Raw genomic sequence first — 24,825 nt, forward strand, 5'->3', positions numbered from 1 at the left:
GGAGCGGCCGAGGGTGACCGGCCGGAACCGGGCCGGGAACCACCACGGCCGTCGAGCGGGTTGAACGGGTGTTGCACCGGGGCCCGTCACCGCCCCTCCCCGCCCCCGCCGGACCGGCGGCCGAACTCCTGAGGAGAGCACCTTGCGCCACTTCGGCCACCTTGCCGACGACGTCCGCGACCGGCTCTTTCTCGCGGCCCCCGGGGAGTTCACCCCGAACGGCGACCCGGCCGTGCTGGCCACCGCGCTGGGTGCCACGCTCTACAGTCCGGCCACCCGGCCCACCCTGCGCGCGGACATCCGCAAGCAGGCCGCGCAGGGGGTCGTCTCGATGGTCCTCTGCCTGGAGGACGCCATCGCCGACCACGAGGTGCCGGACGCCGAGGCCAACCTGGTGGCCCGGCTCGGCGAGCTGTGGGCGGAGGTCACGGAGGGTGTCGACGCGGCCGGGGCCTCCACCGGCTGCACACAGGATCTTCCCCTCCTCTTCATCAGAGTGCGGACCGCCGCCCAGCTCACCGACCTCGCCGAGCGGCTCGGACCGGCGATCGGCCTGCTCACCGGCTTCGTCCTGCCCAAGTTCACCGAGGAGAGCGGCGGGGACTTCCTGGAGGCGCTCGCCGAGGCCGTCACCGGCACCGGGCACCGGCTGTTCGCCATGCCCGTCCTGGAGTCCCCCGAGCTCGCCCACCTGGAGACCCGCCGGGACCAGCTGTTCGGCATAGCGCGCCTGCTCGACAAGCACCGCGAGCGGATCCTCGCCGTCCGCCTCGGCGTCACCGACCTCTGCTCCGCCTACGGCCTGCGCCGCTCGCCCGACCTGACCGCCTACGACGTCTCCCTGGTCGCCTCGGTGATCGGCGACGTGGTCAATGTGCTCGGCCGCGCCGACGGCACCGGCTTCACCGTCACCGGCCCGGTCTGGGAGTACTTCCCGGTCCAGGAGCGGATGTTCAAGCCGCAGCTGCGCCGCACCCCGTTCGCCGAGGCCGAGCCCTCGCGCGAGGCGGTCCGCCGGCGGATCATCGAGCACGACCTCGACGGGCTGATCCGCGAGATCGAACTCGACCGTGCCAACGGGCTGTTGGGCAAGACCTGCATCCACCCCAGCCACGTCCCCGCGGTGCACGCGCTCTCCGTCGTCACACACGAGGAGTACAGCGACGCCCGGGACATCCTCCAGCAGGACCGCGGCGGCGGCGGGGTGCTGCGCTCGGCGTACACCAACAAGATGAACGAGGCCAAGCCGCACCGGGCCTGGGCGGAGCGGGTGATGCTGCGCGCCGAGGTGTTCGGGGTGGCCCGCGAGGACGTCAGCTTCGCGGAGCTGCTGTCGGCCTGCCTCTGCCGCTGACCGGCCCGCCCCTCCTTCCGCACCTTGCCCACCGCACCGCACCACCGAAAGCAGGACCCCTTCGTGACAGCAGCAGAGCAGGAGCGCACCGCAGCGCAGGAGTGGACCGGCCGCTGGGTCGCCGAGCGGGCCGGCGTCGCGCTGACCGGCTCCGAGCGCCTTCCCGAGCTGGTCGGCCTCGCCCTGCGGGAGAACCGCAAGCGCGCCCACCTGCTGGTCTCCACCGTGCTCGGCAAGCACGTCCCGCAGCGCCCCGCCGTGGTGCACGGCGCCGGCCTCGAACTCGGCCGCCGGGTGCGCGAACTGCTCGGCCCGCTCGACGGGCAGGCCCTCGCGCGGGCCGTCGTGCTCGGCTACGCGGAGACCGCCACCGGCCTCGGCCACAGCGTCGCCGACGGCCTGGACGCCCCCTATCTGCACTCCACCCGCCGCCCGGTGCCCGGCCTCGCCCCGCTCGGCGGCTTCGAGGAGGAGCACTCGCACGCCACCTCGCACCTGCTGCTGCCCGCCGACCCCGGGCTGCTCGCCGGCGACGGGCCGCTCGTCCTGGTGGACGACGAGTTCTCCACCGGCACCACCGTGCTCAACACCATCCGCGCCCTGCACGCCCGCCACCCGCGCGCGCACTACGTGGTGGTCGCCCTGGTCGACCTGCGCGGCGAGGCCGACCGGCGACGCCTCGCCGACACCGCCGCCGAACTCGGTGTCCGGCTCGACCTGGTGGCGCTGGCCGACGGCGGCGTCGAACTGCCCGCGGACATCCTGGACCGGGCCGAGCGGCTGATCGCCGAGGCCGGACCGGCGTGCGAACCGCCGGCCGCCCCGGCCGCGCCGCTGGTGCGGGTCGACCTGGCCTGGCCGGACGGGCTGCCCGACGGCGGACGGCACGGCTTCACCCCGGAGCACCGGGCGCGGCTGGAGGAGGCGCTGCCGGCCCTCGCCGACCGGCTGGCCCGGGCCGTCGAGGAGGGCATCGAGGAGGGCGTCGAGGAGCGCGCCGACGGGGGCTCCGACGGGGGCTCCGGCGGCGGGCGGGTGCTGGTGCTCGGCTTCGAGGAGCTGATGTACGCGCCGCTGCGGCTGGCCGGCGCCCTCGCCGAACGGCTCCCCGGCGGCGCCGACCGCGTCCACAGCTCGACCACCACCCGCTCACCCGTCCTCGCCGTCGACGACCCCGGCTACGCCGTGCGCACCCGGCTGGCCTTCCCCGCCCACGACGACCCGGCCGACGACTCCTCGCGCGAGCGCTACGCCTACAACGTCGCCCCCGGCGCCGACCCGGCCCGCCGCTTCGACACCGTGGTCCTGGTGGTCGACGACGTCGCCGACACCCCGGCCCTGCACCACGGCGAGCGCGCCCTGCTCGGCCAGCTGCGCCGCGTCACCGACCGGGTGGTGCTCGCCGTGCTGCCCTCCCACCGGCCGGGCGCCCTGCCGGCTCCGCTGTACGGCCCGGAGTTCTCCTCCTACCGGGCCGACGAGGTGGCCTGGCTGCTCAAGGACCTCTCCGAGGTCGCCCTGGAGGCCCCCACCGAGGAACGCGAGGAGGCCGTGCAGAGCGGCGGCGCCCACTACGCCGAGTCGCTGCCGGTCGAGTACCAGCCGAGCCCCGAGTACCAGGAGCTGTTCCACCAGGCCCTGCGGACCTCCGCCCGCCGGATCGCGCTCGCCGTCGGCACCGTCGCCGAGACCCTGCTGCGCGAACGCGGCCCCGGCCTGGTGCTCGCCTCGCTGGCCCGGGCCGGCACGCCCGTCGGCATCCTGATCCGCCGCTGGCTCGCCGCCGGACACGGCGTCGACGCCCCGCACTACGCCGTCTCCATCGTCCGCGGCCGCGGCATCGACCCGGTCGCCCTGCGCTACCTGGACGCCCACCACCGGGCGGCCGACGTGGTGTTCGTCGACGGCTGGACCGGCAAGGGCGCGATCACCCGCGAACTCGCCGAGGCGCTCGCCGGAACCGGCTTCGACCCCGGCCTCGCCGTCCTCGCCGACCCCGGCCGCTGCGTGTCCACCTTCGGCACCCGGGACGACTTCCTGATCCCCTCCGCCTGCCTCAACTCGACCGTCTCCGGCCTGGTCTCGCGCACCGTGCTGCGCGCCGGACTGATCGGCCCGGACGACTTCCACGGCGCCAAGCACTACACCGAGCTGGCCGGCGCCGACGTCTCCGGCGCCTTCCTGGACACCGTCGTCGACCACTTCGCGGACGTCCGGGCCGAGGCCGTCGCGGCGGCCGGGCGCTTCCTCGCCCCCGAGCACGCCGCCGAGCGCGCCCCCGACTGGGCCGGCTGGGCCGCCGTCGAGCGGATCAGCGCCGAGTTCGGCATCGACGACGTCAACCTGGTCAAGCCCGGCGTCGGCGAGACCACCCGGGTCATGCTGCGCCGCGTCCCCTGGCGGGTACTGGCCCGGCGCGGCGCGGGCGCCGACCTCGACCACGTCCGGCTGCTCGCCGCCCAGCGGGGGGTCCCGGTCGAGGAGGTGGACGACCTGCCGTACTCCTGCGTCGGCCTCATCCACCCCCGCTACACCCGGGGTGCCACCGGCGCCTCCGGTACGGCCGTCCTGGTGAAGGAGTCCTGAGCCCCGATGACTGGATACCTGAGCGGTGGCATGAACGGCGGCGCCGCGGGCCGCTTCGTCGTCGCGAGCGACCTCGACCGCACCCTGATCTACTCCAACCGCGCCCTCGCCCTCGACGTGCCGGACCGGCTCGCGCCGCGCCTGCTCTCAGTCGAGGTGCACGACGGCAAGGCGCTGTCGTTCATGACCGAGCAGGCCGCCGAACTGCTCGTCGAACTCGCCCGGGAAGCGGTGCTCGTCCCCGCCACCACCCGCACCCGGGCCCAGTACGAGCGGGTCAACCTGCCCGGCCCGACGCCCGGCTGGGTCCCGCCGTACGCCATCTGCGCCAACGGCGGGCGACTGCTCGTCGACGGCGTGCCGGACGCCGACTGGCAGGACGAGATGGCCGCCAGGCTGGCCGGCGGGGCGGCCCCGCTGGCCGAGGTGGTCGAGCACCTGGCGCTCTGCGCCGACCCCGAGTGGACGCACAAGCGGCGGGTCGCCGACGAGCTCTTCGCCTACCTGGTCGTCGAGCGCGCCGAACTGCCGCAGGGCTGGCTCGCCGAGCTCACCGGCTGGTGCGCGGAGCGCGGGTGGGGCGTCTCGCTGCAGGGGCGCAAGGTGTACGCGGTGCCGGCGCCGCTCAGCAAGAGCGCGGCGCTGGCCGAGGTCGTGCGGCGGGTGGGCGGGGGCACCGTGCTCTCCGCCGGGGACTCGCTGCTCGACGCCGACCTGCTGCGCGCCGCCGACGCCGCCTGGCGCCCCGGCCACGGCGAACTGGCCGACAACGGGTGGACGGCGCCCGGCGTCACCGCCCTCGACGAGGTGGGCGTGGCGGCGGGCGAGGAGATCGTCCGCCGCTTCCTGGCCCGGGTGCGCGGCGAGGCCGTCGAGCCGGACGCCGCCGTTGTCGGGGTGTCCTAGGGACCGTCCTGGCCAGCCGGCCGACCGGCCGATCAGCCGCAGCAGCCGCCGCCGCAGCAGCCCCCGCCGCCACCGGCCGAGGGGGCCTGCTGCGGCGCGCCGCCGGCGGAGGCCGCGCCGGTGACGGCGACGGTCGACAGCAGCTTCACGGTGTCCTGGTGGCCCTGCGGGCAGACGGCGGGGTCGTTGGCCTGCGCCATCGCACGGCGCAGCTCGAAGGTGGCGCCACAGGCGCGGCAGCGGAAGTCATAACGAGGCATGTCCGCCAGCGTATCCGCGTTGCCGCGCGCCGTGGAGGCCGTGCGGCCGTGCAGTGGCCGTGTGGTCGTGTGGTCGTGCGGTGCTCCGGTCAGCGGTGGCCGCCGCCCAGCTCGCCGCGGATCAGCTCCACCACGTTCGCCGCCGTCTCCCGCACCGCGGCCAGCTCGGTCAGGAACCGCCAGTAGTCCGGATGCCGCCCGGCCGACTCCAGCTCCGCCACCGCGCGGTCCAGCCGCGCCACCGCGGCGTCCAGCGGTCCGGCGTGCCGCGGATCCGGCGCGTGCCGCCCGGCCATCGCCAGCCGCTGGGCGTCCCGCAGGGCGAACCGGGCCCGCTCGACCTCCTTGTTCGGGTCGATCTGCACCTCGTTCAGCTGCCGCAGCCGGTCGTTCACCGCGACCACCGAACCGTCCGCGGTGTCCAGCAGCGCGCGCACCGTGCCCAGCGCACCCGTGGCGTCCGCCCAGCGCTGCTCGTCCCGGGCCCGGGCCGCCTCGGCGAGCTTGCCCTCGGCGGCCCGCCCGGTCTCCGCGACCTGGTCCGGCACCCGCTGGAGGTCCTGCCAGCACGCGGTGGAGAACCGCCGGCGCAGCTCGCTCAGCGCCGGCTCCACCGTGGCGGCCTTCGTCTCCAGCGCCTGGATCCTGGTCCGCAGACTGGCCACCCGACGGTCGATCTCCCGGGCCCGCTCCGGCAGCTGCCCGACCTCCGCCGCGATCGCCTCGGCACGCTCCCGCACCCGCTCCGCGCGCTCCAGCGTGCCCGGCACCCCGTGCTGCGCGACACCCTCGTTGAGCCGCCCCAGCTCCGGCGCCAGCTCCGCCAGCCGCGCCGCCGGCCCGTCCGCCCGCAGCCCGGCGCCGCGCGCCGCGTCCAGCGCGTTGCTGGCGTCCAGCAGCGCCCGCCTGGCCTGCTCGATCGCCGGGGTCACCCGCATCAGCTGCTGCTCGGCCCGTTCCAGCGTCGGCTGCAGCTTGCGCAGGAAGTCGTTCAGCTCCGCGAGCGCCGAGCCGAGCTGCCCCTTCACGTCGTCCAACTGGTGCTTGGCGCGGGCCGCCGCCCCGGACTCCAGGTCCTCCGCGTCCAGGTCGTGCGCGTCCAGGGCGGCCAGGTAGTTCACGGTCACCTGGTCGACCCGGCCGGAGATCGCCTGGAAGTCCGCCACCGCCCGCCGAGCCGTCGCCCCGTCCCCGGCGGAGCGCACCGTCTCCACCGCCAGCCGCACCTCGCGCTGGGCGGAGTCCACGTCGTAGAACGCCTGCTGCGCCGCGTCCCGCGCCGCCCGGGCGTCCGCCCGCATGCCCTCCCCGCCGCGCCGCCCCCACCAGCCCCCGCCGGTCCCGAACGACGCCGCCCCCGCGGCCCCCAGCGCCCCCGCGACGACCAGCGGCAGCACCAGCGCCTCGGCCACCGCACGTCCCGGCCACCGCCGCCCCCGCCCGCCTCCGCCGGCCACCCTCACTGCGCGCTCCCTGGTTCCCGACCGTTGATCCACCGACCATTGTTCCCGATCACCCCACCCCACCGGCACCCCACCCGTCCCACCCCCCGACCACCCGCACCACAGCACCCCCCCGGACCAGGTACCCTAAGCATTCGTCGTGCGCCCGAACGGGCCCGCACGACCGGGGGCGCGTAGCTCAGCGGTAGAGCGCTGCTCTTACAAAGCAGATGTCGGCGGTTCGAAACCGTCCGCGCCCACAGCAGAGAAGGGCCAGTTCGGAGGAGTGATCCTCCCGAACTGGCCCTTGATCGTTTTCGGGCCGCTGGGTGCCCGGTTCGGCTATCGGGTTGCCGATACTTCGGCCTCTCGGCCGGTGCAGCGCAGCCACTCGGTGTAGCGCCACCGGAGAGCCTCTGGGTGTGGCAGGCGGTCCAGGGTGAGCTTTGGGTGCACGATGCCCATGGCTTCCAGGCTCGGCCCGCCGGGGCGCGGTTCGACGGTCAGGGTGTCGGGGTTGATGGCGAAGAGGTGAGCGTCGAAGGCCCTGTGGAGCGCGGCGTTCATCGGCAGGCCGTTGCGGGCGTCCGAGGTGCCGCCGTCAGCGTCGCCTCGGAAGTGCGCTGCCTCGATCATCTGGGGGATCGCGATTCCTGAGAGCGGGCAGCGTGGACCGTAGCGCTGGAACACTTCGAGCTTGAACCGCGCCTGGTCCGGTCGTGTGACCACGGTCCCGTTCCGTCGGCGGCGCCTGTTGCCTTCGAGCTGGAACGGCTGCTCTTCCGAGCGGTCGTGGTCGAGGACTTGCGCGGGCGGGGTTTCACCGAACTTGACCAGGAACAGGCTGCTGTCATCCTCCCAGCCCTCGACCCAGGCAAGGTGTACGCCTCGGAGGTTGCCATGTTCGGTGATCACAAACAGCGGAAGTCGGAGCGTCGCGGCCGCTTTTGTGGCGTTGACTTCACTGAGATCGCGGCCCGGCACCCGGGTGACCGGGTAATGGTACAGGACTTCGTTCTCGTTCAGGTCGTCAGGGTAGTGCTGGCCCGTGTGCTTGAGCCCGATCGTCACACCGTCGGGGTGGATCTTCTGGGTGCGGGTCTTGTCCGTCCAGATGCCCCGGTAGTTGCCGTAGGCGCCAACGGAACGGACGACGTCCGCGGTGACTAGCCCTGAGCTGTCCCGCCGTCCGAGCAGGTTCCGCCACACAGCCAGGCGCCACTCCCGCTCTGCGTCTACGGTCTCCGTGTGGCTGTTGAGGATCGTGAACCCCATGGCGCGCAATACGGGGTTCGTGGATGCTTCGCCACCATGGAACCGGTCGTTCGGCAACGGGCCGCTGGCCCCGTGCTGGTAGCCGAAGGCGACGCCGGCGATCGCCTTGGCGTCGTACAGCAGGTCAGCGTGGCTGAGGTAGTACTGCGTGGAGGGGCCGAACCCGTGTTTGTTGCGGAAGGCCTGCCCGCCCAAGTCGTTGTACTCGGCGAGTGCCCTTTCCACCGAGGTGGCACTCGTCAGATCCCTGATTCCCATGGCCCACCCTTAGGTCTCGACGTGCAACGCGAGCCTTCTAACTTCACATCTCGGAGATCAGTTCCCCCGTCGAGTGTGAGGCGGGACTCAGGCGCGGACCAGGGGCCCGGTGTGCGGGCGCGGCGACTGCACGCAGCTCAGCGGCATGTCCCTGTGCTGTCACTTGTGCAGAGGTCGGCCGGGCGATTCGCTGGAGGACTGCCCGTTCCACTCGTGTGCTGGAACGGGCAGTACGGGGTGATCAGTTGCGGGTGCCAGCGGTGACGAGGGGGAGGTTGGGGTCGGTGCTGAGATAGGCCCCGTCCTGGGGCCAGATGACGGTGCAGCCCTGGCTCTCCGCGAGAACGAGCAGGTCGGCGCGAGGCTTGCTCGGCACCAGAATGGCCTTGGTGGTGCCGGCGGGCAGGAAACGTATGTAGTCGGCGAGTTGGCCGATGGCCATGCGGACGGCCTCGCGGGTCACGCTGCCCTTGGCTTCCACGAGGAGGTCGAGGTCCGCGGCGTACAGGTCGGTGAAGAGGGGACGGGTCTCGCCGGCGGGCAGGATCTGCTGTCGGACGACCTCGTGCTGCTTGGCCCGCAGGAAGTCGCTGAAGGCGGTCAGGAGTTTGCCTTCCTTGCGCTCGGCCTCGTAGGGCTCCCGGTTCGGGTCGACGAAGGACTTCTCGGTCACCTGTTGTTCCACCGGCAGTGTCTTCACGGCCTCCGGCTTGGCCTTGAGTAGGCGGCCGAGTCGAGTGGTGGGGGCTTGCGGCTCGGTGTCGACGGCACGCAGTCGGAAGACGATGACCTTCCGCAGCGGGCCGTTGTCGGTCTCCGGTGCGTCGGCTTCGTACCAGGGAAGGTCTTCGTCGATCTCGAACTCACCACGGTAGGTGACGACTCCACGGGCACCGTCGAAGACCCTCAGGGCTCGGCCGTCCCTCCGGTGGTGGAGGATGCTGGCGTTGCCGGAGATCATCCGCTGGTCGCCGCGCTGTCCCTCGCCGCTGTAGTGGAAGAGCCCGTCGATCCAGTCGTCGTAGTAGCCGTGCTTCTCTCCGGCCGCCTGCTCGGTGAAGATCATGACATTGGGGCTCTTGGCGGATGGGCCGATCCCGCCCTGGGTCCGCCCTCCGTACGTGGTGTGGAGCGTCTTCCGCTCGATCTGGTCGCCGGGCTTGAGGTCCCACTCGGCTGGTGGCGTGATCGCGGACATGAGGCTCCTGAAGAGGCAAGGGTCTTCGAGGAATCTAGTAGGACTAGATGCTTAATGGGTACCGATTTTGATCTCGGATTCGGGCCGGTCGGGGGCAGGCGCGTTGCTGGCCGAGCTTCCCCTGCTATCTCCCACCCGGTGCCGCCGGAGTTGTGGCGCTGCGCTCGTCCAGGGGCGGGGCGGCGGTGTGGGGATGGTGGGCGGTGGGTCGCCGGGGTGGCGGCGCTTGGGGGGCGGGGGGTGGTGGGGTGTGTTTGTGTGGGCGCTAACCGTTTGGGAGAGGTGACCCTCCGTGACCATGCCGCCGTTCGGTTCGAACGACCCTTTCTCCGACCTGCTCAGCCGGTTCTTCGGGATGAGCCCGCTGGCCTCCCCGCCCGCCGTGCAGCGGGTGCCGATCGGGCGGCTGCTCAGCGAGTCGGCGCAGGAACTGCTCGCCACCGCCGCGCAGCGGGCCGCCGAGGACGGGAGCAGCGATCTCGACACCGCCCATCTGGTCTGGGCGGCCACCCGGGTGGAGCCGTCGCGCCGGATGCTGGAGCGGGCCGGGATCGACCCGGACCGGCTGGCGGGTGATCTGGCCGAGGCGCTGCCCTCCGGGGACGGGGCGCCGGAGGCCGACGGGCGGCCCGCGCTGACGCCGGCCGCCAAGCGCGCGCTGCTGGCCGCGCACGCCCGGTCGCAGGGGGCCGGGGCCTCGTACATCGGGCCGGAGCACATCCTGGGCGCGCTGCTGGAGGAGGAGCGCTCGGGCGCCGGCGCCGCGCTGCGCAACGTCGCGCCGTCGCAGGAGGCGCTGCGCACCGTGCTGGACGGTCGTGGCGTGGGCGGCGAGCGCAGCCAGGGCGGAGCGAACCCGAGCCGGACGCCGACGCTCGACGAGTACGGGCGGGACCTCACCGAGGAGGCCCGGGCCGGCCGGCTGGACCCGGTGGTCGGCCGTGCCGAGGAGATCGAGCAGACCGTCGAGATCCTCTCCCGCCGGACCAAGAACAACCCGGTGCTGATCGGCGAGCCCGGGGTCGGCAAGACGGCGATCGTGGAGGGGCTGGCGCAGCGGATCGTCTCCGGGGACGTGCCGCAGAGCCTCAAGGAGAAGCGGGTGGTCACCCTGGACCTCACCGCGCTGGTGGCCGGCTCCAAGTACCGGGGCGAGTTCGAGGAACGGCTGAAGAGCGTGATCGACGAGGTCACCGAGGCCGAGCAGAGCGTGATCCTGTTCCTCGACGAGCTGCACACCGTGGTCGGCGCGGGCAGCGGTGGCGAGGGTTCGATGGACGCGGGCAACATCCTCAAGCCGGCGCTGGCCCGCGGCGAGCTGAGCGTGGTCGGCGCGACCACCCTGGACGAGTACCGCAAGCACGTGGAGAAGGACGCCGCGCTGGAGCGCCGCTTCCAGCCGGTGCTGGTGCCGGAGCCGAGCGTCGAGGAGACGATCGAGATCCTCCAGGGCCTGCGCGACGCCTACGAGGCGCACCACCAGGTGCGGTTCGCCGACGAGGCGCTGGACGCCGCCGCCACCCTCTCCGACCGCTACGTCAGCGACCGCTTCCTGCCGGACAAGGCGATCGACCTGCTGGACCAGGCCGGCGCCCGGGTGCGGCTGCGCAGCCTGAGCGGCTCCACGGTCGCGATGCCGGTGCAGGACCGGATCACCAAGCTGCGCCGCGAGCTGGAGGAGGCGGTGGCGGACGAGGAGTTCGTGCGGGCCGCCAACCTGAAGAGCGAGCTGCGGCAGACCGAGGACGAGCTGGCCGCGATCGCCGAGTCCCGCGAGGAGGTCGTGGCGGTCACCGCGGATGACATCGCCCAGGTGCTCTCCAGCCGCACCGGCATCCCGGTCGCCGAGTTGAACGCGACCGAGCGCGAGCGGTTGCTGAGGCTGGAGGAGCACCTGCACGAGAAGGTGATCGGCCAGGACCAGGCGGTCACCGCGGTCGCCCAGGCGGTGCGCCGCGGCCGGGCCGGGATGGGCGATCCGGACCGGCCGACCGGCTCGTTCCTGTTCCTCGGCCCGACCGGGGTCGGCAAGACCGAGCTGGCGAAGGCGCTGGCCGCGCTGCTGTTCGGCGACCCGGACCGGATGATCCGCTTCGACATGAGCGAGTTCCAGGAGAAGCACACCGTCTCCCGGCTGGTCGGCTCCCCGCCCGGGTACGTCGGCTACGACGAGGCGGGCCAGCTCACCGAGGCGGTGCGCCGCAAGCCGTACAGCGTGCTGCTCTTCGACGAGGTGGAGAAGGCCCACCCGGACGTCTTCAACCTGCTGCTGCAGGTGCTGGACGACGGCCGGCTGACGGACGCCCAGGGCCGTACGGTCGACTTCCGCAACACCGTGGTGATCATGACGAGCAACATCGGCTCGCAGCGGATCCTCGACCACGCGGGCGACGTCGACGAGATCCGCGACGAGCTGATGCGGGACCTGCGCGGGCAGTTCCGCCCGGAGTTCCTCAACCGGATCGACGAGGTGATCGTCTTCCACGCGCTCACCCGCCGGGACCTGCTCCAGGTGGTGGACCTGCTGCTGGACCGCTCCCGGCGCCGGCTCAAGGCCCAGGACGTCGAGCTGGAGGTGACCGAGGGCGCGAAGGAGTGGCTGGTGAACCGCGGCTACCAGCCGGAGTTCGGGGCCAGGCCGCTGCGCCGGACGATCCAGCAGGAGCTGGACAACCGGATCTCCAACCTGCTGCTGGACGGCACCGTGCGGGAGGGGGACACCCTGCTCGCCGAGGTGTCGGACGGTGAGCTGACGGTGGTGCTGGCGCGGCCGGAGCGCTCGGCGACCTTCGAGGAGGCGGAGGAGCGGGCAGGGGAGTAGCCGCCCGTTCCGGTCAGGCGCCCGGGAGCACCTCGCGCAGCAGCGGGTCGGGCAGTCCGCGCTTGCCCCACTCGCGCGGGTAGCCGAGTGACACCTCCTCGAACGGCACCCCGTCGTAGGCCGTGCGCCGGGGGATGTGCAGGTGCCCGTAGATCATCGTGGCGGTGTTGAACCGGCGGTGCCAGTCCGCGGTCAGCTCGGTGCCGCACCACTGGGCGAACTCGGGGTACCAGAGGACCTCGGTGGGCTGCCGGACCAGCGGGTAGTGGTTCACCAGCACGAGCGGCAGCTGCGGGTCGTGCTCGGTGAGCCGCTTCTCGGTCAGCCGGACGCGCTCGCGGCACCAGGAGTCGCGGTCCGGGAACGGGTCCGGGTGCAGGAAGCGCTCGTCCGCGCAGACCACACCGGACGCGTAGGCGGCGGCCAGTGACTCCTCCTTGGTGGTGGTGCCGGGGGCCCGGAAGGAGTAGTCGTACAGCAGGAACAGCGGGGCGACGGCGACCGGGCCGCCCGCGCCGGTCCACACCGGGTAGGGGTCCTCGGGGGTCACCACACCGAGCTCGCGGCAGATCTCCAGCAGGTGCTCGTAGCGCTCGACGCCGCGCAGTTGGACCGGGTCGTTGGGGTGGGTCCACAGCTCGTGGTTGCCGGGGGCCCAGATCACCTTGGCGAACCGTTCGGCGAGCAGGCCCAGGGCCCAGCGGATGGTGACGGTGGACTCGGCCACGTCACCGGCGACGATCAGCCAGTCCTCCGGCGAGCCGGGCCGCAACTGTTCGACCAGGTCGCGGTTCTGCTGGTAGGAGACGTGCAGATCGCTCACCGCGAGCAGCCGGCCCCCGGCCGTGCCCCGTCGCGTGCCGTCCGCGTGGTTGTCACCGGCCATGTCGGCCCCCCAGATGGTCGTCGCTGCCGTCCCGGCCACAGTACCGGGGTCCGGCGGCCGGAACAGGGTGTCGGGAGTCGTAGCCACGGCCGAATCCCTTGACATGTCGTCATGTCCGCGCCAGCTTTGGGGCACCCCCACACCGAGAGGTCTCTCATGAAGAAGCCGCTCATAGGCACGCTGGCCGCGCTCCTGACCGCCGGGGCGACCGCCCTCGCCGGAGCCCCCGCCGCGACCGCCACCACCACCGCGACGCCCGGTGCCGCGGAATCGGTGCAGGCCGGAAAGGTCGCCGCCGTCAACTTCGCCGGCACCGTGGCCCTCAGCAACTGTTCCGGCTCGCTCATCCGGTTCCCCGCCTCGACGGCGAGCGACCCGGCGCTGGTGCTCTCCAACGGCCACTGCCTGGAGACCGGTATGCCCGGCCCCGGCCAGGTGGTCGTCAATCAGGCCTCCAGCCGCACCTTCACGCTGCTGAACGCGAGCGGCGGCTCGGCCGGCACCCTGCGCGCCACCAAGATGGTCTACGGCACCATGACCGACACCGATGTGTCGATCTACCAGCTGAACACCACCTATGCCGCGATCCAGTCCTCCTACGGCATCGCCCCGCTGACCGTCGCGGCCACCCACCCCGTCCAGGGCACCGCGATCAAGGTCGTCTCCGGGTACTGGAAGAAGATCTACTCCTGCTCGGCCGACGGCTTCGCCTACCGGCTCAAGGAAGCGGACTGGACCTTCAAGGACTCCCTCCGCTACACCTCCACCTGCAACGTCATCGGCGGCACCTCCGGCTCGCCGGTCGTCGACGCCGCCGGCGGCCAGGTGGTCGCGGTGAACAACACCATCAACGAGAGCGGCCAGCGCTGCACCCTGGACAACCCCTGCGAGGTGGACCAGAACGGCGTGGTGACGGTCCGCCCGGGCATCGGCTACGCGCAGGAGACGTACATCATCCCCGCCTGCTTCGGCCCCGGGAACAAGCTCGACCTGACCCGGGTCGGCTGCACCCTGCCCCGCCCCTGACCAGCACGTTCGTCCCCGATGGGCCATCCGCGACCGGCGGGTGGCCCATTCGGCCGTCCGTCCGTCGGACGGACGGCCCGCCCGGTGGCCGCGCACCGAAGGCCGCATACCGACGGCCGGAGCGTGGTACGGACCATGGCAACACCCAGTTCCGTTGACCCGATGGAGAGTTGATGACCACGACGATGAGAAGGCTGCTGGTCGCCGCCCTGCTGATACCCCTGCTCGGCCTCGGCCTCGCCCCGACGGCGTTCGCCCGCGGGACGGACGCGCCCGCGGCGGCCTCCGTCGCCGACGACCCGTCGGCCGACGTCAAGGACCGCCTGGCGGCGATCCGCGGCATGACGGTCACCGAGGAGCAGCCCACCACCACCGGCCACCGCTACTTCCTGCTCACCTACACCCAGCCGATCGACCACGACCGCCCCTGGCTGGGCACCTTCCAGCAGCGGCTCAGCGTGCTGCACCGTGGCTACGACCGGCCGACCGTCTTCTTCACCAACGGCTACACGCTGCGCACCACGCCCAGCCGCACCGAGCCGGCCCGGCTGGTCGACGGCAACCAGGTCTCCATCGAGTACCGCTACTTCACGCCCTCCCGGCCCGAGCCGGCCGACTGGTCCAAGGCCGGCATCGAGCAGGCGGCCACCGACGCGCACCGGCTGATCACCGCGCTGAAGCGGATCTACCACCAGGAGTGGCTGTCCACCGGCGGCTCCAAGGGCGGCATGTCCTCCACCTACCACCGCCGCTTCTTCCCGGACGACGTGGCCGGCACCATCGCCTACGTCGCGCCGAACGACGTCAACGACCGCGAGGACTCCGCGTACAGCCGGTTCTTCGAGAACGTCGGCACCCCCGAGTGCCGGGCCGCGCTGAACGGCACCCAGCGTGAACTGCTGGCCCGCCGCGACCGCTTGGAGCCCCGCTACGCCGCCGACAACGCCGCCGCCGGCTCCACCTTCACCACCGTCGGCAGCGCCGACCGCGCCTACGAGCTGGCCGTGCTGGACTCGGTCTGGACGTTCTGGCAGTACAGCCTGGAGGCCGACTGCGTGAACGTCCCGGGCGCCGCCGGCACCGACGACGCGCTGTACGCCTGGCTCGACTCGCAGTCCGGCATCACCGGCAACAGCGACCAGGCGCTCGCCGGGTACACCGCGTACTACTACCAGGCCGGCACCGAGCTGGGCTCGCCCTCCTTCGACGTCTCCCGGCTCAAGGGCCTGCTGCACTACGACTACAAGGAGCTGTACGCGCCGCGCACCTACGTGCCGCGCAGCATCCCGATGCGGTTCGACCCGTCCGCGATGCGTGACATCGACCGCTGGGTGCGCAACGACGCCGAGCGGATCATCTTCGTCTACGGCCAGAACGACCCGTGGGGCGCCGAGCCGTTCCGCCTCGGCCGGGGCAGCGAGGACAGCTACGTCTACACCGTGCCCGGCGGCAACCACGGCTCGAACATCACCAGGCTGCCGGCCGCCGAGTCCGCGGCGGCCACCGCCAAGGTGCTGGAGTGGGCCGGTCTCGGCTCCGCCTCCGCCCGCGGGCTGAGCGGCGGGTACCAGGTGCCGCCGATCGGGCCGCTGGACGAGGAGGGGCTGAAGCAGGACCGCGTCCGGCTGTAGCCGCTTCCCGCACGACAGCCGCTTCCCGCGCGACGCGGCGAGGGCCGCCCGGCGACCGGGCGGCCCTCCGGCGCTCCCGGGGGCGGCGCGGCCCGTGCGGCGGGCCCGCGCACCCCCTCCCCGAAGCAGTGAATCAGTGCTTCAATGCTTGCATGGCCTACCGACGCACCCCCGCCGTGCAAGCCCGCCTGGACGCCCAGCGCGAGGCGGTGCTCCAGGCCGCGGTCGGCCTGCTCGCCGAGCGCGGCTACGGCGGCTGCAGCATGGCCGCCGTCGCCGAGCACGCCGGGATCGCCACCGGCTCCGTGTACCGGCACTTCGCGAGCAAGGCCGAGCTGTCCGTCGAACTCTTCCGCCGGGTGGTCACCCGGGAGGTCGCCGCCGTGCACGAGGCCGTCGCCCGCCACGACACCCCCCGGGAGCGGATCGCGGCCGTCGTCGAGACCTTCGCCGCCCGAGCCCTGCGCGCCCCCCGGCTCGCCCACGCCCTGCTGGTCGAACCGGCCGACACCGTGGTGGACGCCGAGCGCCTGGTCTTCCGCCGCACCTTCCGCGACGTGCTCGCCGCCGAGATCGCCGCCGCCCTCGCCGCCGGCGAGCTGCCGCCCCAGGACCCGCAGCTGACCGCCGCCGCGATCGTCGGCGCCACCGCCGAGGCGCTCACCGGCCCGCTCGCCGCCGCACCCCCGGCCGATCCCAGGACCGCCCCCGACGCGGTGGTCCCCGCCCTGGTCTCCTTCACCCTCCGTTCTCTGGGAGTACCCGATGACAGCGACGCATGAGGTCACCAACCAGGTCCCGCTCCCGTACGGGCACGACACCGCGGCCGACCCCGGGCTGCTCGCCGCCCTGCACCGGGCCGGCGCCGGCTGGGCCGAGCCCGAGCTGCACGAACTCGGCCGGCTGGCCGGCTCCGAGCAGGCCGCCGAGTGGGCCCGGCTGGCCAACGAGAACCCGCCGTTGCTGCGCACCCACGACCGCTTCGGCCACCGGATCGACGAGGTCGAGTTCCACCCGGCCTGGCACGAGCTGATGCGCACCGCCGTCGGCCACGGCCTGCACGCCGCCCCCTGGCGGGACGACCGCCCCGGCGCGCACACCGCCCGCGCCGCCAGGTTCTACGTCTGGGGCCAGGTCGAGGCCGGCCACACCTGCCCGGTCTCGATGACCTACGCCGCCGTCCCGGCCCTGCGCACCACCCCGGGGCTGGCCGCCGAGTTCGAGCCGCTGCTCGCCGCCACCGCGTACGACTTCGGCCTGCGCGAGCCGCACGGCAAGCGCGGACTGATCGCCGGCATGTCGATGACCGAGAAGCAGGGCGGCTCCGACGTCCGCACCAACACCACCACCGCCGTCCCGCGGCCGGACGGGAGCCACCGGCTGACCGGCCACAAGTGGTTCACCTCGGCGCCGATGTCCGACCTCTTCCTCACCCTCGCCCAGGCGCCCGGCGGGCTCAGCTGCTTCCTGCTGCCGCGCGTCCTGCCGGACGGCACCCGCAACCGGCTCCGGCTGCAGCGGCTCAAGGACAAGCTGGGCAACAAGTCCAACGCCTCCGCCGAGATCGAGTACGACGAGGCGTACGGCCTGCTGGTCGGCGAGGAGGGCCGGGGCGTGCGGACCATCATCGAGATGGTCAACATGACCCGCCTGGACTGCACCATCGGCGCCGCCTCCGGCATGCGGCTCGGCGCCACCCGGGCCGTCCAGCACGCCCTGCACCGGCGCGCCTTCGGCAAGGCGCTGGTCGACCAGCCGCTGATGCGGAACGTGCTCGCCGACCTGGTCGTCGAGTCCGAGGCGGCCACCGCGGTGGCGATGCGGCTCGCCGAGGCCACCGACGCCGCGATCGCCGGGGACGAACAGGAGGCGCTGGTGCGCCGGCTCGGCCTGGCCGTCGCCAAGTACTGGGTCTGCAAGCGCGGCCCGGCGCACGCCGCCGAGGCCCTGGAGTGCCTGGGCGGCAACGGCTACGTCGAGGAGTCCGGGATGCCCCGGCTCTACCGCGAGGCGCCGCTGGTCTCCATCTGGGAGGGCTCCGGCAACGTCGCCGCCCTGGACGCGCTGCGCGCCATGGCCAAACGCCCGGAGACGGTCGAGGCCTTCCTCGGCGAGCTGGACGCCGCCGCGGGCGCCGACCGCCGGCTCGACGCGGCCGTCGCCGGCCTGCGCAAGCAGCTCACCGACCTCGACCAGCTGGAGTACCGCACCCGCCGGCTGGTGGAGGCGATGGCGCTGGCCTTCCAGGGCTCGCTGCTCGTCCGGTACGGCGACCCGGCGGTGGCCGACGCGTTCTGCGCCTCCCGGCTCGGCGGCGACCACGGCGCGGCTTTCGGCACCCTGCCGCCCGGCCCGGACGCCGGGGCGATCATCGACCGCGCCCGCCCGGTGCCCGCGGCATGAGCCTGCCCGAGCCGGTGGCCGAGGCGGCCGGGGTGCGGGCCTTCTGGCAGCACCTCGGCCTGCCCGGCCTGATCGACGTCCACGTTCACTTCATGCCGCAGAACGTGCTCGACAAGGTGTGGGCGTACTTCGACGCGGCCGGCCCGCTGACCGGCCGCCCCTGGCCGATCACCTACCGCGAGGCGGAGGAGCGACGCGTCGCGCGGCTGCGGGAGTTCGGTGTCCGGGCGTTCACCGCGATGCTCTACCCGCACAGGCCCGGGATGGCCGAGTGGCTCAACGCCTGGGGCGCGGACTTCGCCGCCCGCACCCCCGACTGCCTGCACACCGCGACCTTCCACCCCGAGCCCGGCGCCGCCGGGTACGTGGCCCGGGCGCTGGCGGGCGGCGCCCGGGTGTTCAAGGCGCACCTGCAGGTCGGCGGCTGGGACCCGCGGGACGGGCGGCTCGACGAGGTGTGGGGCCTGCTCGCCGACACCGGCACACCGGTGGTCACCCACTGCGGCTCCGGCCCCGTTCCCGGCAAGCACACCGGCCCGGGGCCGATCGGGGAGGTGCTCGCCCGGCACCCCCGGCTGGTCCTGGTCGTCGCCCACCTCGGGATGGACGAGTACGCCGACTTCCTCGGCCTCGCCGAGCGGTACCCCGGGGTGCGGCTGGACACCACCATGGCGTTCACCGACTTCGCCGAGCGGGACGCGCCCTTCCCGCGCACCGAACTGCCCCGGCTGCGGGCGCTGGGCGAGCGCGTCCTGCTCGGCAGCGACTTCCCCAACATCCCCTACCCGTACGGGCACCAGCTGGAGGCGCTGGACCGGCTCGGGCTGGGGGAGGAGTGGCTGCGCGCCGTCTGCCACGACAACGCGGCGGCCCTGTTCGGGATATGACCTCGGAGGTCATCGACGCCTCTGCCGCGCCCCGGCACAGTGGTGTGCACCCGGCGGCGGCGCCGACCGGGATCCCACCCCCCGTCCGGAGGTCGATCCGCCATGTCCGCGCACACCCTGACCACCGCCCGCCGCACCGCCCCCGCCTCCGTCAAGGCGCTGCGGGGCTTCCTCGCCCTCGACGCCGTCGTCAGCGGCGGCAACGGCCTCGCCTACCTGGCCTTCCCCGGTCCGCTCGGCGAGCTGCTGGGCGTCGGCCGCTCGACCCTGCTCGAACTCGGCGCCGTGCTGGCGGTGTTCGGCCTCGCGGTCGGGCTGCTGGCGGCCCGCCCGCAGCCGCCGGGGCTCGCGGTGCGGGCGGTGATCGACGTCAACCTGGTCTGGACGGTGCTCAGCGTGGTGGCGATGGAGCTGTGGCTGGAGCCGACCACCGCCGGCTACGTCTGGATCCCGCTCCAGGCCGCGACGGTGGCCCTCTTCGCCGCGCTCCAGTTCACCGCCCTGCGCCGGCTGCCCGCGTGACCGGCTGCCCGCGTGACCGGGTGAGCGCGTGACCGGCTGACCGCGTGGCCGCCCGCCCGGGTGGCTACCGGGCCGTCCCCACGGCCTCCTGCAGGAACGCGACGGTCTCCGGGTCGGCCGGGAGGAAGGTCTCCATGGCCAGCTCGGAGACGGTCACGTCCATCGGCGTGTTGAAGGTCGCGATCGTCGACAGGAAGGACAGCACCCGCCCCTCGTGGGCGACCCGCAGCGGCAGGGCGAACGGGAACAGCTCGGTGACGTCCTCCTCCTCGTCACCGTCCGCGGCCGTGCCGGGCGGCTCGGGGTAGGCCCGGACCTCCTCCAACAGGGCCCGCAGCGGCTCCGAGCGGACCAGCCCGAGCTGCTGCTCCATCCGCTCCAGCAGGTGCCGCCGCCACTGCCGCAGGTTGCGGATCCGCGGCGCGAGGCCCTCCGGGTGCAGGGTGATCCGCATCGCGTTGAGCGGCGGCTCCAGCAGATGCGGCGCGACCCCGGAGAGCAGCAGCCCGAGGGCGCGGTTGGCCGCGAGGACCTGGAAGGTCCCATCGACGACCAGCGCCGGGTACGGGTCGTGCGAGGCGAGCAGCCGCTCCATCCCGGAGCGCAGGGCCGTCATCGCCGGGTCGTCCAGCCGCTTCTCCGGGTAGTGCGGCGCGTACCCGGCGGCCAGCAGCAGCGCGTTGCGCTCGCGGACCGGGACGTCCAGGTGCTCGGCGAGCCTGAGCACCATCTCCTGGCTGGGCCGGGCGCGGCCGTTCTCGATGAAGCTGATGTGCCGGGCCGAGGAGTCGGCCAGCAGGGCCAGCTGCAGTTGGCTGAGCCGGCGCCGCTCCCGCCAGCCGCGCAGCAGCGCGCCCACGCCCCGGCCGACGGCTTCCGGTCCCATCCCCACCGTGATCGTCATGGCCGGGACAGTACTACCGCGGACGCGGACGCGGACGTGGGGGCGTCAGGCGCCGGTGGTGGAACCCGGCCGGACGATCATCAGCACCACGACGACCGCCCAGAGCAGGTTGAAGACGCCCGCCGTCATCGGCAGCAGCTTGAGCCCGTTGACCGCCTTGCCGTGCTCCGCCGAACCGCCGTCCAGGGCGAGCGCGTCCACCGCGGCCTGCTGCGCGGGCAGGACGAACAGCAGCAGCGACAGGGCCGCGACGGCGGTCAGCACCATGGAGGCGATCATCCAGGACTGGCCGAGCACGTCCATCACCTGGGCGAGTCCGATGCCGAGGACCGGAACGGCGATCCCGAGCAGCGCGTAGACCTGGGTGATCCGGTGCAGCAGCCGCAGCATGCCGGCGTCGGCGGCCTGCTCGGGCCCGCCCGCCAGCGCGGCCTTCGCCCGGCGCGGGAACATGCTGACGGCCACGGCCACCGGGCCGATGAACAGCACCGAGGCGAGGACGTGCAGGCTCAGCAGGAACTTGGCCATGGCGGGGCACCCTTGTGACTCAACGGGGGCGGCCCGTCGGCGGTCGCGGCGCGGGCAGCCGGGGCGGACGGATCTCCCGGCCCCGCCCAGGACGCTAACACCGCTTATCCGACCGTCCGACCGGCCCCCACCTGGGCAGCTCTAGAGAGCGCCCAGCTCGACCGCCCGCGGCGGCAGCTCGCAGACCGCCGCGACGGCCGCGCCGTGCGCCTCGTCCACCCAGTCGAGCAGCCGGAGCCCCTCGAAGGGGCTGAGCAGCGGCCGGCCGTCGGGCAGGTCGAGCGGGAGCCCGGAGAGGTCGACGGCGGCGAGGCCGTCCAGGGTGGTGCGGCCGATCTTGATCAGGGCCTCCTTGCGCACCCAGAGCCGCAGGAAGGCCCGCGCCGGGTCGGGGTGCTCCCGCACCAGCCGCAGCTCCGCCTCGGTGAGCACCCGGGGCGCGACGTCCAGCAGGCTGCCGCCGCGGTCGGTCAGCTCGACGTCGACGCCGATCGGCCGGTGCCCGGCGGCGGCCGCGACCACGCCCTTGGTGTGCGAGAGGCTGACCTCGATCCCGGGGTGGTCGGGCAGGTAGGGCTTGCCGTGGTCGCCCTTGCCGCAGTCGGGGCAGTGCTGGGCGAGGGTCAGCGCGGTGGCCGGGACGCCGAGCAGGCCGGCGGCGCAGAGCCGGACCAGGGCGTGCGCGGCGATGAAGTCGACCCGTCCCGACTCGTGCCGGAACCGGGCGGCGCGCTCCTTCTCCACGGGGGTGAGCAGGTGCTCGCCGGCCCCGGGGTGGCGCAGCACGTCGGCGCTGGTGGCGACGGTGGCGATGGCGTCGGAAGTCATGCCTCCAACCTAGCGGGGCCGCGGGCGGCCAGGGAGGAGACGGCCGATCCTTCCGTTCGGAAGATTTCCGGATCGACACTGATGGTCTGTAGGGTGCCGATTGCCCGATTTGATACCTGATATCCAAAATCTCTGGATTCTCTAGGTATCGGCCGGGATGATGCAGGATCAAACGGAACGAGGCGGGTGCCCTTCCACCTGCCTCTCTCTTCGCGGAGGAATGTGCAGATGAGTCAGGGAGCCGGTACGCCCGGTCACAGAAGAGCCAGCGCGGGACGGGTCCCCAGGCCCCGCGGACGCCGGAACGTCAGGGTCGTGGCGGCGACGGCCACGGCCGTGCTGCCGCTCGCGGCGGTGCTGACGGTCGGTTCGGCCGCCCCGCTGGCGCCGCCGCTGGGCGCGTGCAGCGGATCGGACTGCCCGGCCACCTGGCCGGGCGTCAACAACGGCGACTTCCCGGGCCGGGACGCCGCCGTCAACGTCTTCACCGGCGGCAGCTACACGGTCGCCGGCCGGGCGGCCGAGGCCGAGGGCAAGATCGTCACCCTCGGCGACTTCACCGTCGACAAGAACGGCGGCGGCAACTTCAACGCGGGCGTGGTCGGCGTCGGTTCGCGGGTCGTCCCGCCGAACGGCAGCGACTTCCTCACGGTCGGCGGCAAGGTCACCGTCCAGCCCGGCAACAGCCTGCTGATCGGCGGCATCGACTCCAAGGGCCAGGCCTTCGGCAACCTGCGGCACGCGGGCACGCTCACCGGCTCGGTCTCCATCGACCCGACCGGCGAGGCGATACAGGACGCCGACGCCGCCGCGCCGTACCGCTCGGTGCTCACCCAGATCGAGAACGTCTCCTCCTGTGTCGGCCGCACCGCCGCCACCGGCACCGTCGCGCTCACCGGCAGCGAGGCGACCTTCACCGGTGACGGGACCAGCATGAAGCAGGTCTTCAACGTCCCCGGGAACCTCACCTCGCCGACCGGCGGGCAGATCGGCCTGGTGTTCGCGAACATCCCGGCCGGTGCGACCGTCGTGGTCAACATGCAGTCGGCCGACCCGGTCATCAACACCTACACCGGTACCGGCCTGCCGGGCGACCAGACCACCGAGATGCGCTCCAAGCTGCTGTGGAACTTCCCCACGGCCACGGCGGCGCAGATCAACGGCAGCGCGCAGTTCCAGGGCGCGGTGATGGCGGGCAACCCGGCCGGCACCACGACCATCGACATGCCGGGCATGAACGGCCGGGTCTACCTGGCGGGCAACCTGGTCCAGACCGGCAACGGCGGCTACGAGATCCACAGCTACCCGTTCGACGGGGACCTGCCGGACTGCGCGGTCGAGCCGACGCCGACGCCGACCGTGACTCCGACCCCGACCCCGACGCCCACGCCGACCGGGACGGCGACCACGCCGGCGCCGACCTCCCCGGCGCCGACCGGGACCGCCACCTCGCCGGCCCCGAGCGAGACCCCGGCTCCGACCGGGACCCCGAGCGAGACCCCGAGCGAGACCCCGGCCCCGACCGGGACCACCACCGAGCCGGCGGTGACCGGCCCGACCGCCACGTCCAGCTCGTCCGCCGCCGCACCCACCGGCGACGGCCCCACGAGCCAGGGCCCGGCCGGGCAGCAGCCCGCGCCCAGCAGCGGCGGAGGCGGTGGCCTGCTGGCCTCGACCGGTTCCGGCAACGCCGCGACCTTCGGCATCGTCGGTGTGGTGCTGCTCGCCCTCGGCGGCGCCCTCGCCGTCGTGGCCGCCCGTCGCCGCGGTCGCCACAGCTAGCCGACGGCGCGTCAAAGGCCGCCCGGTCCTTCGACCGGGCGGCCCCTTTGCGTTCGCCGGCCTCAGGTCACCTCGCCGCGCCGGGAGAAGCGCTCGTCCTTCCACTCGCCGCTCTCCAGCACCTGGGCCAGGTGCCGCGCCGCGTCCCACACCTCGGTGTGCGAGAGGTAGAGCGGGGTGAAGCCGAAGCGCATGAGGTCCGGGGCCCGGAAGTCCCCGATCACACCGCGGGCGATCAGCGCCTGCACCACCGGGTAGCCGTCGGCGTGCCGCAGCGCCACCTGGCTGCCGCGCCGGGCGTGCTCGCGGGGGGTCACCACCTCGATGCCGTCCAGGCCCTCCACCAGACCGATGAACAGATCGGTCAGCGCCAGGCTCTTGGCCCGTACGGCGGCCCGGTCGGCCCGCTCCCAGACGTCCAGCGAGGCCTCCAGCGCGGCCTGGCCGAGCAGCGAGGGCGAGCTGGTGAGGAAGCGGCCGATGCCGTCCTTCGGGTCGTAGCCGGGCTCGAAGGCGAACGGGCGGGCGTGCCCGAACCAGCCGCTCAGCGGCTGCGGCGCCCCGGCCGCCAGATGCCGTTCGGCGACGTACAGGAAGGCCGGTGAGCCGGGGCCGCCGTTGAGGTACTTGTAGGTGCAGCCGACCGCGAAGTCGGCGCCGGCGGCGGAGAGTTCGACCGGCAGCGCGCCCACCGAGTGGCAGACGTCCCAGATCATCAGCGCCCCGGCGGCCCGCACCCGGGCGGTGATCCCGGGCATGTCCAGCAGTTCGCCGGTCCGGTAGTCGACGTGCGAGAGGACGACCGCGGCGACGTCCCCGTCCAGGTGCGCGTCCAGCTCGGCCGGGTCGATCAGCACGCTGCGGGCGCCCGGGACCAGCCCGGTCACGCCCTCGGCGATGTAGAGGTCGGTCGGGAAGGCCGTGCGGTCGCCCAGGACGGCGGAGCGGCCCGGACGCAGCCGCAGCGCCGCCGCCAGCACCTTGAACAGGTTGACCGAGGTGGTGTCGCAGACCACCAGCTCCTGCGGGGCGGCCCCGACCAGCGGGGCGATCCGCCGGCCCAGCCGGTACGGCTGCTCGAACCAGCCGGCGTCGTTCCAGCTGCGGATCAGCTCCCGGCCCCACTCCTGCTCGACCACCGTCCGCACCCGCTCGGGGGTGCGGACCGGCAGCGCGCCGAGCGAGTTGCCGTCCAGGTAGATCACCCCCGGCGGCAGGGCGAACTCCCCGCGGAACGCCGCCAGCGGGTCGGCGGCGTCCAGCGCCGCGCACTCCTCGCGCGTGATCATGCCCAGCCCTTCCCTCGCCCTGTCCTCTTCCACTGCCCG

General features: G+C 73.4%; 20 protein-coding genes and 1 tRNA gene. 12 read left to right on the plus strand and 9 right to left on the minus strand.

The genetic code is table 11. From position 1 onward, the window contains the following. Positions 1-142: 142 nt before the first annotated feature. From ACFVUH_RS17810 to ACFVUH_RS17820, 3 genes are all read left to right on the plus strand, one after another. Positions 143-1,354, plus strand: coding sequence for an HpcH/HpaI aldolase/citrate lyase family protein (locus tag ACFVUH_RS17810; RefSeq protein ID WP_387914198.1), 1,212 nt, complete (start codon positions 143-145; stop codon positions 1,352-1,354). 63 nt (positions 1,355-1,417) lie between these two features. Further along, positions 1,418-3,940, plus strand: coding sequence for a phosphoribosyltransferase (locus tag ACFVUH_RS17815; RefSeq protein WP_387914199.1), 2,523 nt, complete (start codon positions 1,418-1,420; stop codon positions 3,938-3,940). 6 nt (positions 3,941-3,946) lie between these two features. After that, positions 3,947-4,846, plus strand: a complete 900-nt coding sequence (locus tag ACFVUH_RS17820; protein ID WP_387914200.1) for an HAD family hydrolase — start codon at positions 3,947-3,949, stop codon at positions 4,844-4,846. 32 nt (positions 4,847-4,878) lie between these two features. Here the strand turns inward: ACFVUH_RS17820 and ACFVUH_RS17825 are convergent, their stop codons facing one another. After that, complete coding sequence (locus tag ACFVUH_RS17825) at positions 4,879-5,106, minus strand: zinc ribbon domain-containing protein (protein WP_355370978.1); 228 nt, start codon at positions 5,104-5,106, stop codon at positions 4,879-4,881. Between the two features lie 89 nt (positions 5,107-5,195). After that, complete coding sequence (locus tag ACFVUH_RS17830; protein WP_387914201.1) at positions 5,196-6,518, minus strand: hypothetical protein; 1,323 nt, start codon at positions 6,516-6,518, stop codon at positions 5,196-5,198. A gap of 218 nt (positions 6,519-6,736) precedes the next feature. Between ACFVUH_RS17830 and ACFVUH_RS17835 the strand changes: the two genes are divergently transcribed. Then, positions 6,737-6,808 (plus strand) — tRNA-Val (locus ACFVUH_RS17835). 82 nt (positions 6,809-6,890) lie between these two features. Here ACFVUH_RS17835 and ACFVUH_RS17840 read toward each other — a convergent pair. Both ACFVUH_RS17840 and ACFVUH_RS17845 read right to left on the minus strand, forming a co-directional pair. After that, the gene (locus ACFVUH_RS17840) at positions 6,891-8,081 is read right to left on the minus strand and encodes an HNH endonuclease (protein WP_387914202.1); all 1,191 of its coding nucleotides are present in this window, start codon (positions 8,079-8,081) and stop codon (positions 6,891-6,893) included. A 241-nt stretch (positions 8,082-8,322) separates the two neighbouring features. Beyond that, a complete protein-coding gene (locus ACFVUH_RS17845) occupies positions 8,323-9,279 on the minus strand; it encodes a restriction endonuclease (RefSeq protein ID WP_380294736.1) in 957 nt (318 codons plus the stop codon). A 298-nt stretch (positions 9,280-9,577) separates the two neighbouring features. Here ACFVUH_RS17845 and ACFVUH_RS17850 point away from each other — a divergent pair, with 298 nt between their 5' ends. After that, the gene (locus ACFVUH_RS17850) at positions 9,578-12,100 is read left to right on the plus strand and encodes an ATP-dependent Clp protease ATP-binding subunit (protein ID WP_387914451.1); all 2,523 of its coding nucleotides are present in this window, start codon (positions 9,578-9,580) and stop codon (positions 12,098-12,100) included. Between the two features lie 13 nt (positions 12,101-12,113). On the opposite strand, the gene ACFVUH_RS17855 is transcribed toward ACFVUH_RS17850, so the two are convergent. Further along, positions 12,114-12,986: a metallophosphoesterase family protein gene (locus tag ACFVUH_RS17855; protein ID WP_387914453.1), complete on the minus strand. Its 873-nt coding sequence runs from the start codon at positions 12,984-12,986 to the stop codon at positions 12,114-12,116. Positions 12,987-13,142: 156 nt separating this feature from the next. Between ACFVUH_RS17855 and ACFVUH_RS17860 the strand changes: the two genes are divergently transcribed. The 6 genes from ACFVUH_RS17860 to ACFVUH_RS17885 all read left to right on the plus strand — a co-directional run bounded on the left by ACFVUH_RS17860 (position 13,143) and on the right by ACFVUH_RS17885 (position 19,455). Beyond that, on the plus strand, positions 13,143-14,012 hold the full coding sequence (locus tag ACFVUH_RS17860; protein WP_387914203.1) for a serine protease: 870 nt from the start codon (positions 13,143-13,145) through the stop codon (positions 14,010-14,012). Between the two features lie 173 nt (positions 14,013-14,185). Then, positions 14,186-15,643: a S28 family serine protease gene (locus ACFVUH_RS17865; RefSeq protein ID WP_387914204.1), complete on the plus strand. Its 1,458-nt coding sequence runs from the start codon at positions 14,186-14,188 to the stop codon at positions 15,641-15,643. A gap of 152 nt (positions 15,644-15,795) precedes the next feature. Continuing rightward, on the plus strand, positions 15,796-16,425 hold the full coding sequence (locus ACFVUH_RS17870; RefSeq protein ID WP_387914205.1) for a TetR/AcrR family transcriptional regulator: 630 nt from the start codon (positions 15,796-15,798) through the stop codon (positions 16,423-16,425). Beyond that, positions 16,409-18,046, plus strand: a complete 1,638-nt coding sequence (locus ACFVUH_RS17875; protein WP_387914206.1) for an acyl-CoA dehydrogenase family protein — start codon at positions 16,409-16,411, stop codon at positions 18,044-18,046. Before ACFVUH_RS17870 ends, ACFVUH_RS17875 begins: the two co-directional genes overlap by 17 nt. Then, positions 18,043-18,933 (plus strand): amidohydrolase family protein, encoded by an 891-nt coding sequence (locus ACFVUH_RS17880; protein ID WP_355362067.1) that lies wholly within the window; start codon positions 18,043-18,045, stop codon positions 18,931-18,933. The genes ACFVUH_RS17875 and ACFVUH_RS17880 overlap by 4 nt, the downstream gene beginning before the upstream one ends. Positions 18,934-19,035: 102 nt before the next feature. Then, positions 19,036-19,455 carry a hypothetical protein gene (locus tag ACFVUH_RS17885; protein WP_387914207.1) on the plus strand — a complete coding sequence of 140 codons (420 nt, stop codon included), beginning with the start codon at positions 19,036-19,038 and terminating at the stop codon, positions 19,453-19,455. Between the two features lie 64 nt (positions 19,456-19,519). Here ACFVUH_RS17885 and ACFVUH_RS17890 read toward each other — a convergent pair whose 3' ends face one another. The 3 genes from ACFVUH_RS17890 to ACFVUH_RS17900 all read right to left on the minus strand — a co-directional run bounded on the left by ACFVUH_RS17890 (position 19,520) and on the right by ACFVUH_RS17900 (position 21,715). Continuing rightward, positions 19,520-20,359 (minus strand): helix-turn-helix domain-containing protein, encoded by an 840-nt coding sequence (locus ACFVUH_RS17890; protein ID WP_387914208.1) that lies wholly within the window; start codon positions 20,357-20,359, stop codon positions 19,520-19,522. 45 nt (positions 20,360-20,404) lie between these two features. After that, a complete protein-coding gene (locus ACFVUH_RS17895) occupies positions 20,405-20,887 on the minus strand; it encodes a DUF2269 family protein (RefSeq protein WP_355362061.1) in 483 nt (160 codons plus the stop codon). Between the two features lie 141 nt (positions 20,888-21,028). Next, a complete protein-coding gene (locus ACFVUH_RS17900) occupies positions 21,029-21,715 on the minus strand; it encodes a 4'-phosphopantetheinyl transferase family protein (RefSeq protein WP_387914210.1) in 687 nt (228 codons plus the stop codon). Between the two features lie 315 nt (positions 21,716-22,030). Here ACFVUH_RS17900 and ACFVUH_RS17905 point away from each other — a divergent pair, with 315 nt between their 5' ends. Further along, on the plus strand, positions 22,031-23,497 hold the full coding sequence (locus tag ACFVUH_RS17905; protein ID WP_387914211.1) for a choice-of-anchor A family protein: 1,467 nt from the start codon (positions 22,031-22,033) through the stop codon (positions 23,495-23,497). A 62-nt stretch (positions 23,498-23,559) separates the two neighbouring features. Here the strand turns inward: ACFVUH_RS17905 and kynU are convergent, their stop codons facing one another. Beyond that, entirely contained in the window at positions 23,560-24,786 is a 1,227-nt protein-coding gene (gene kynU / locus ACFVUH_RS17910; protein ID WP_387914212.1) for a kynureninase, read from the minus strand. Between the last annotated feature and the right edge of the window lie 39 nt (positions 24,787-24,825).

Source organism: Kitasatospora sp. NPDC058032 (assembly GCF_042885845.1).
Classification (GTDB): domain Bacteria; phylum Actinomycetota; class Actinomycetes; order Streptomycetales; family Streptomycetaceae; genus Kitasatospora.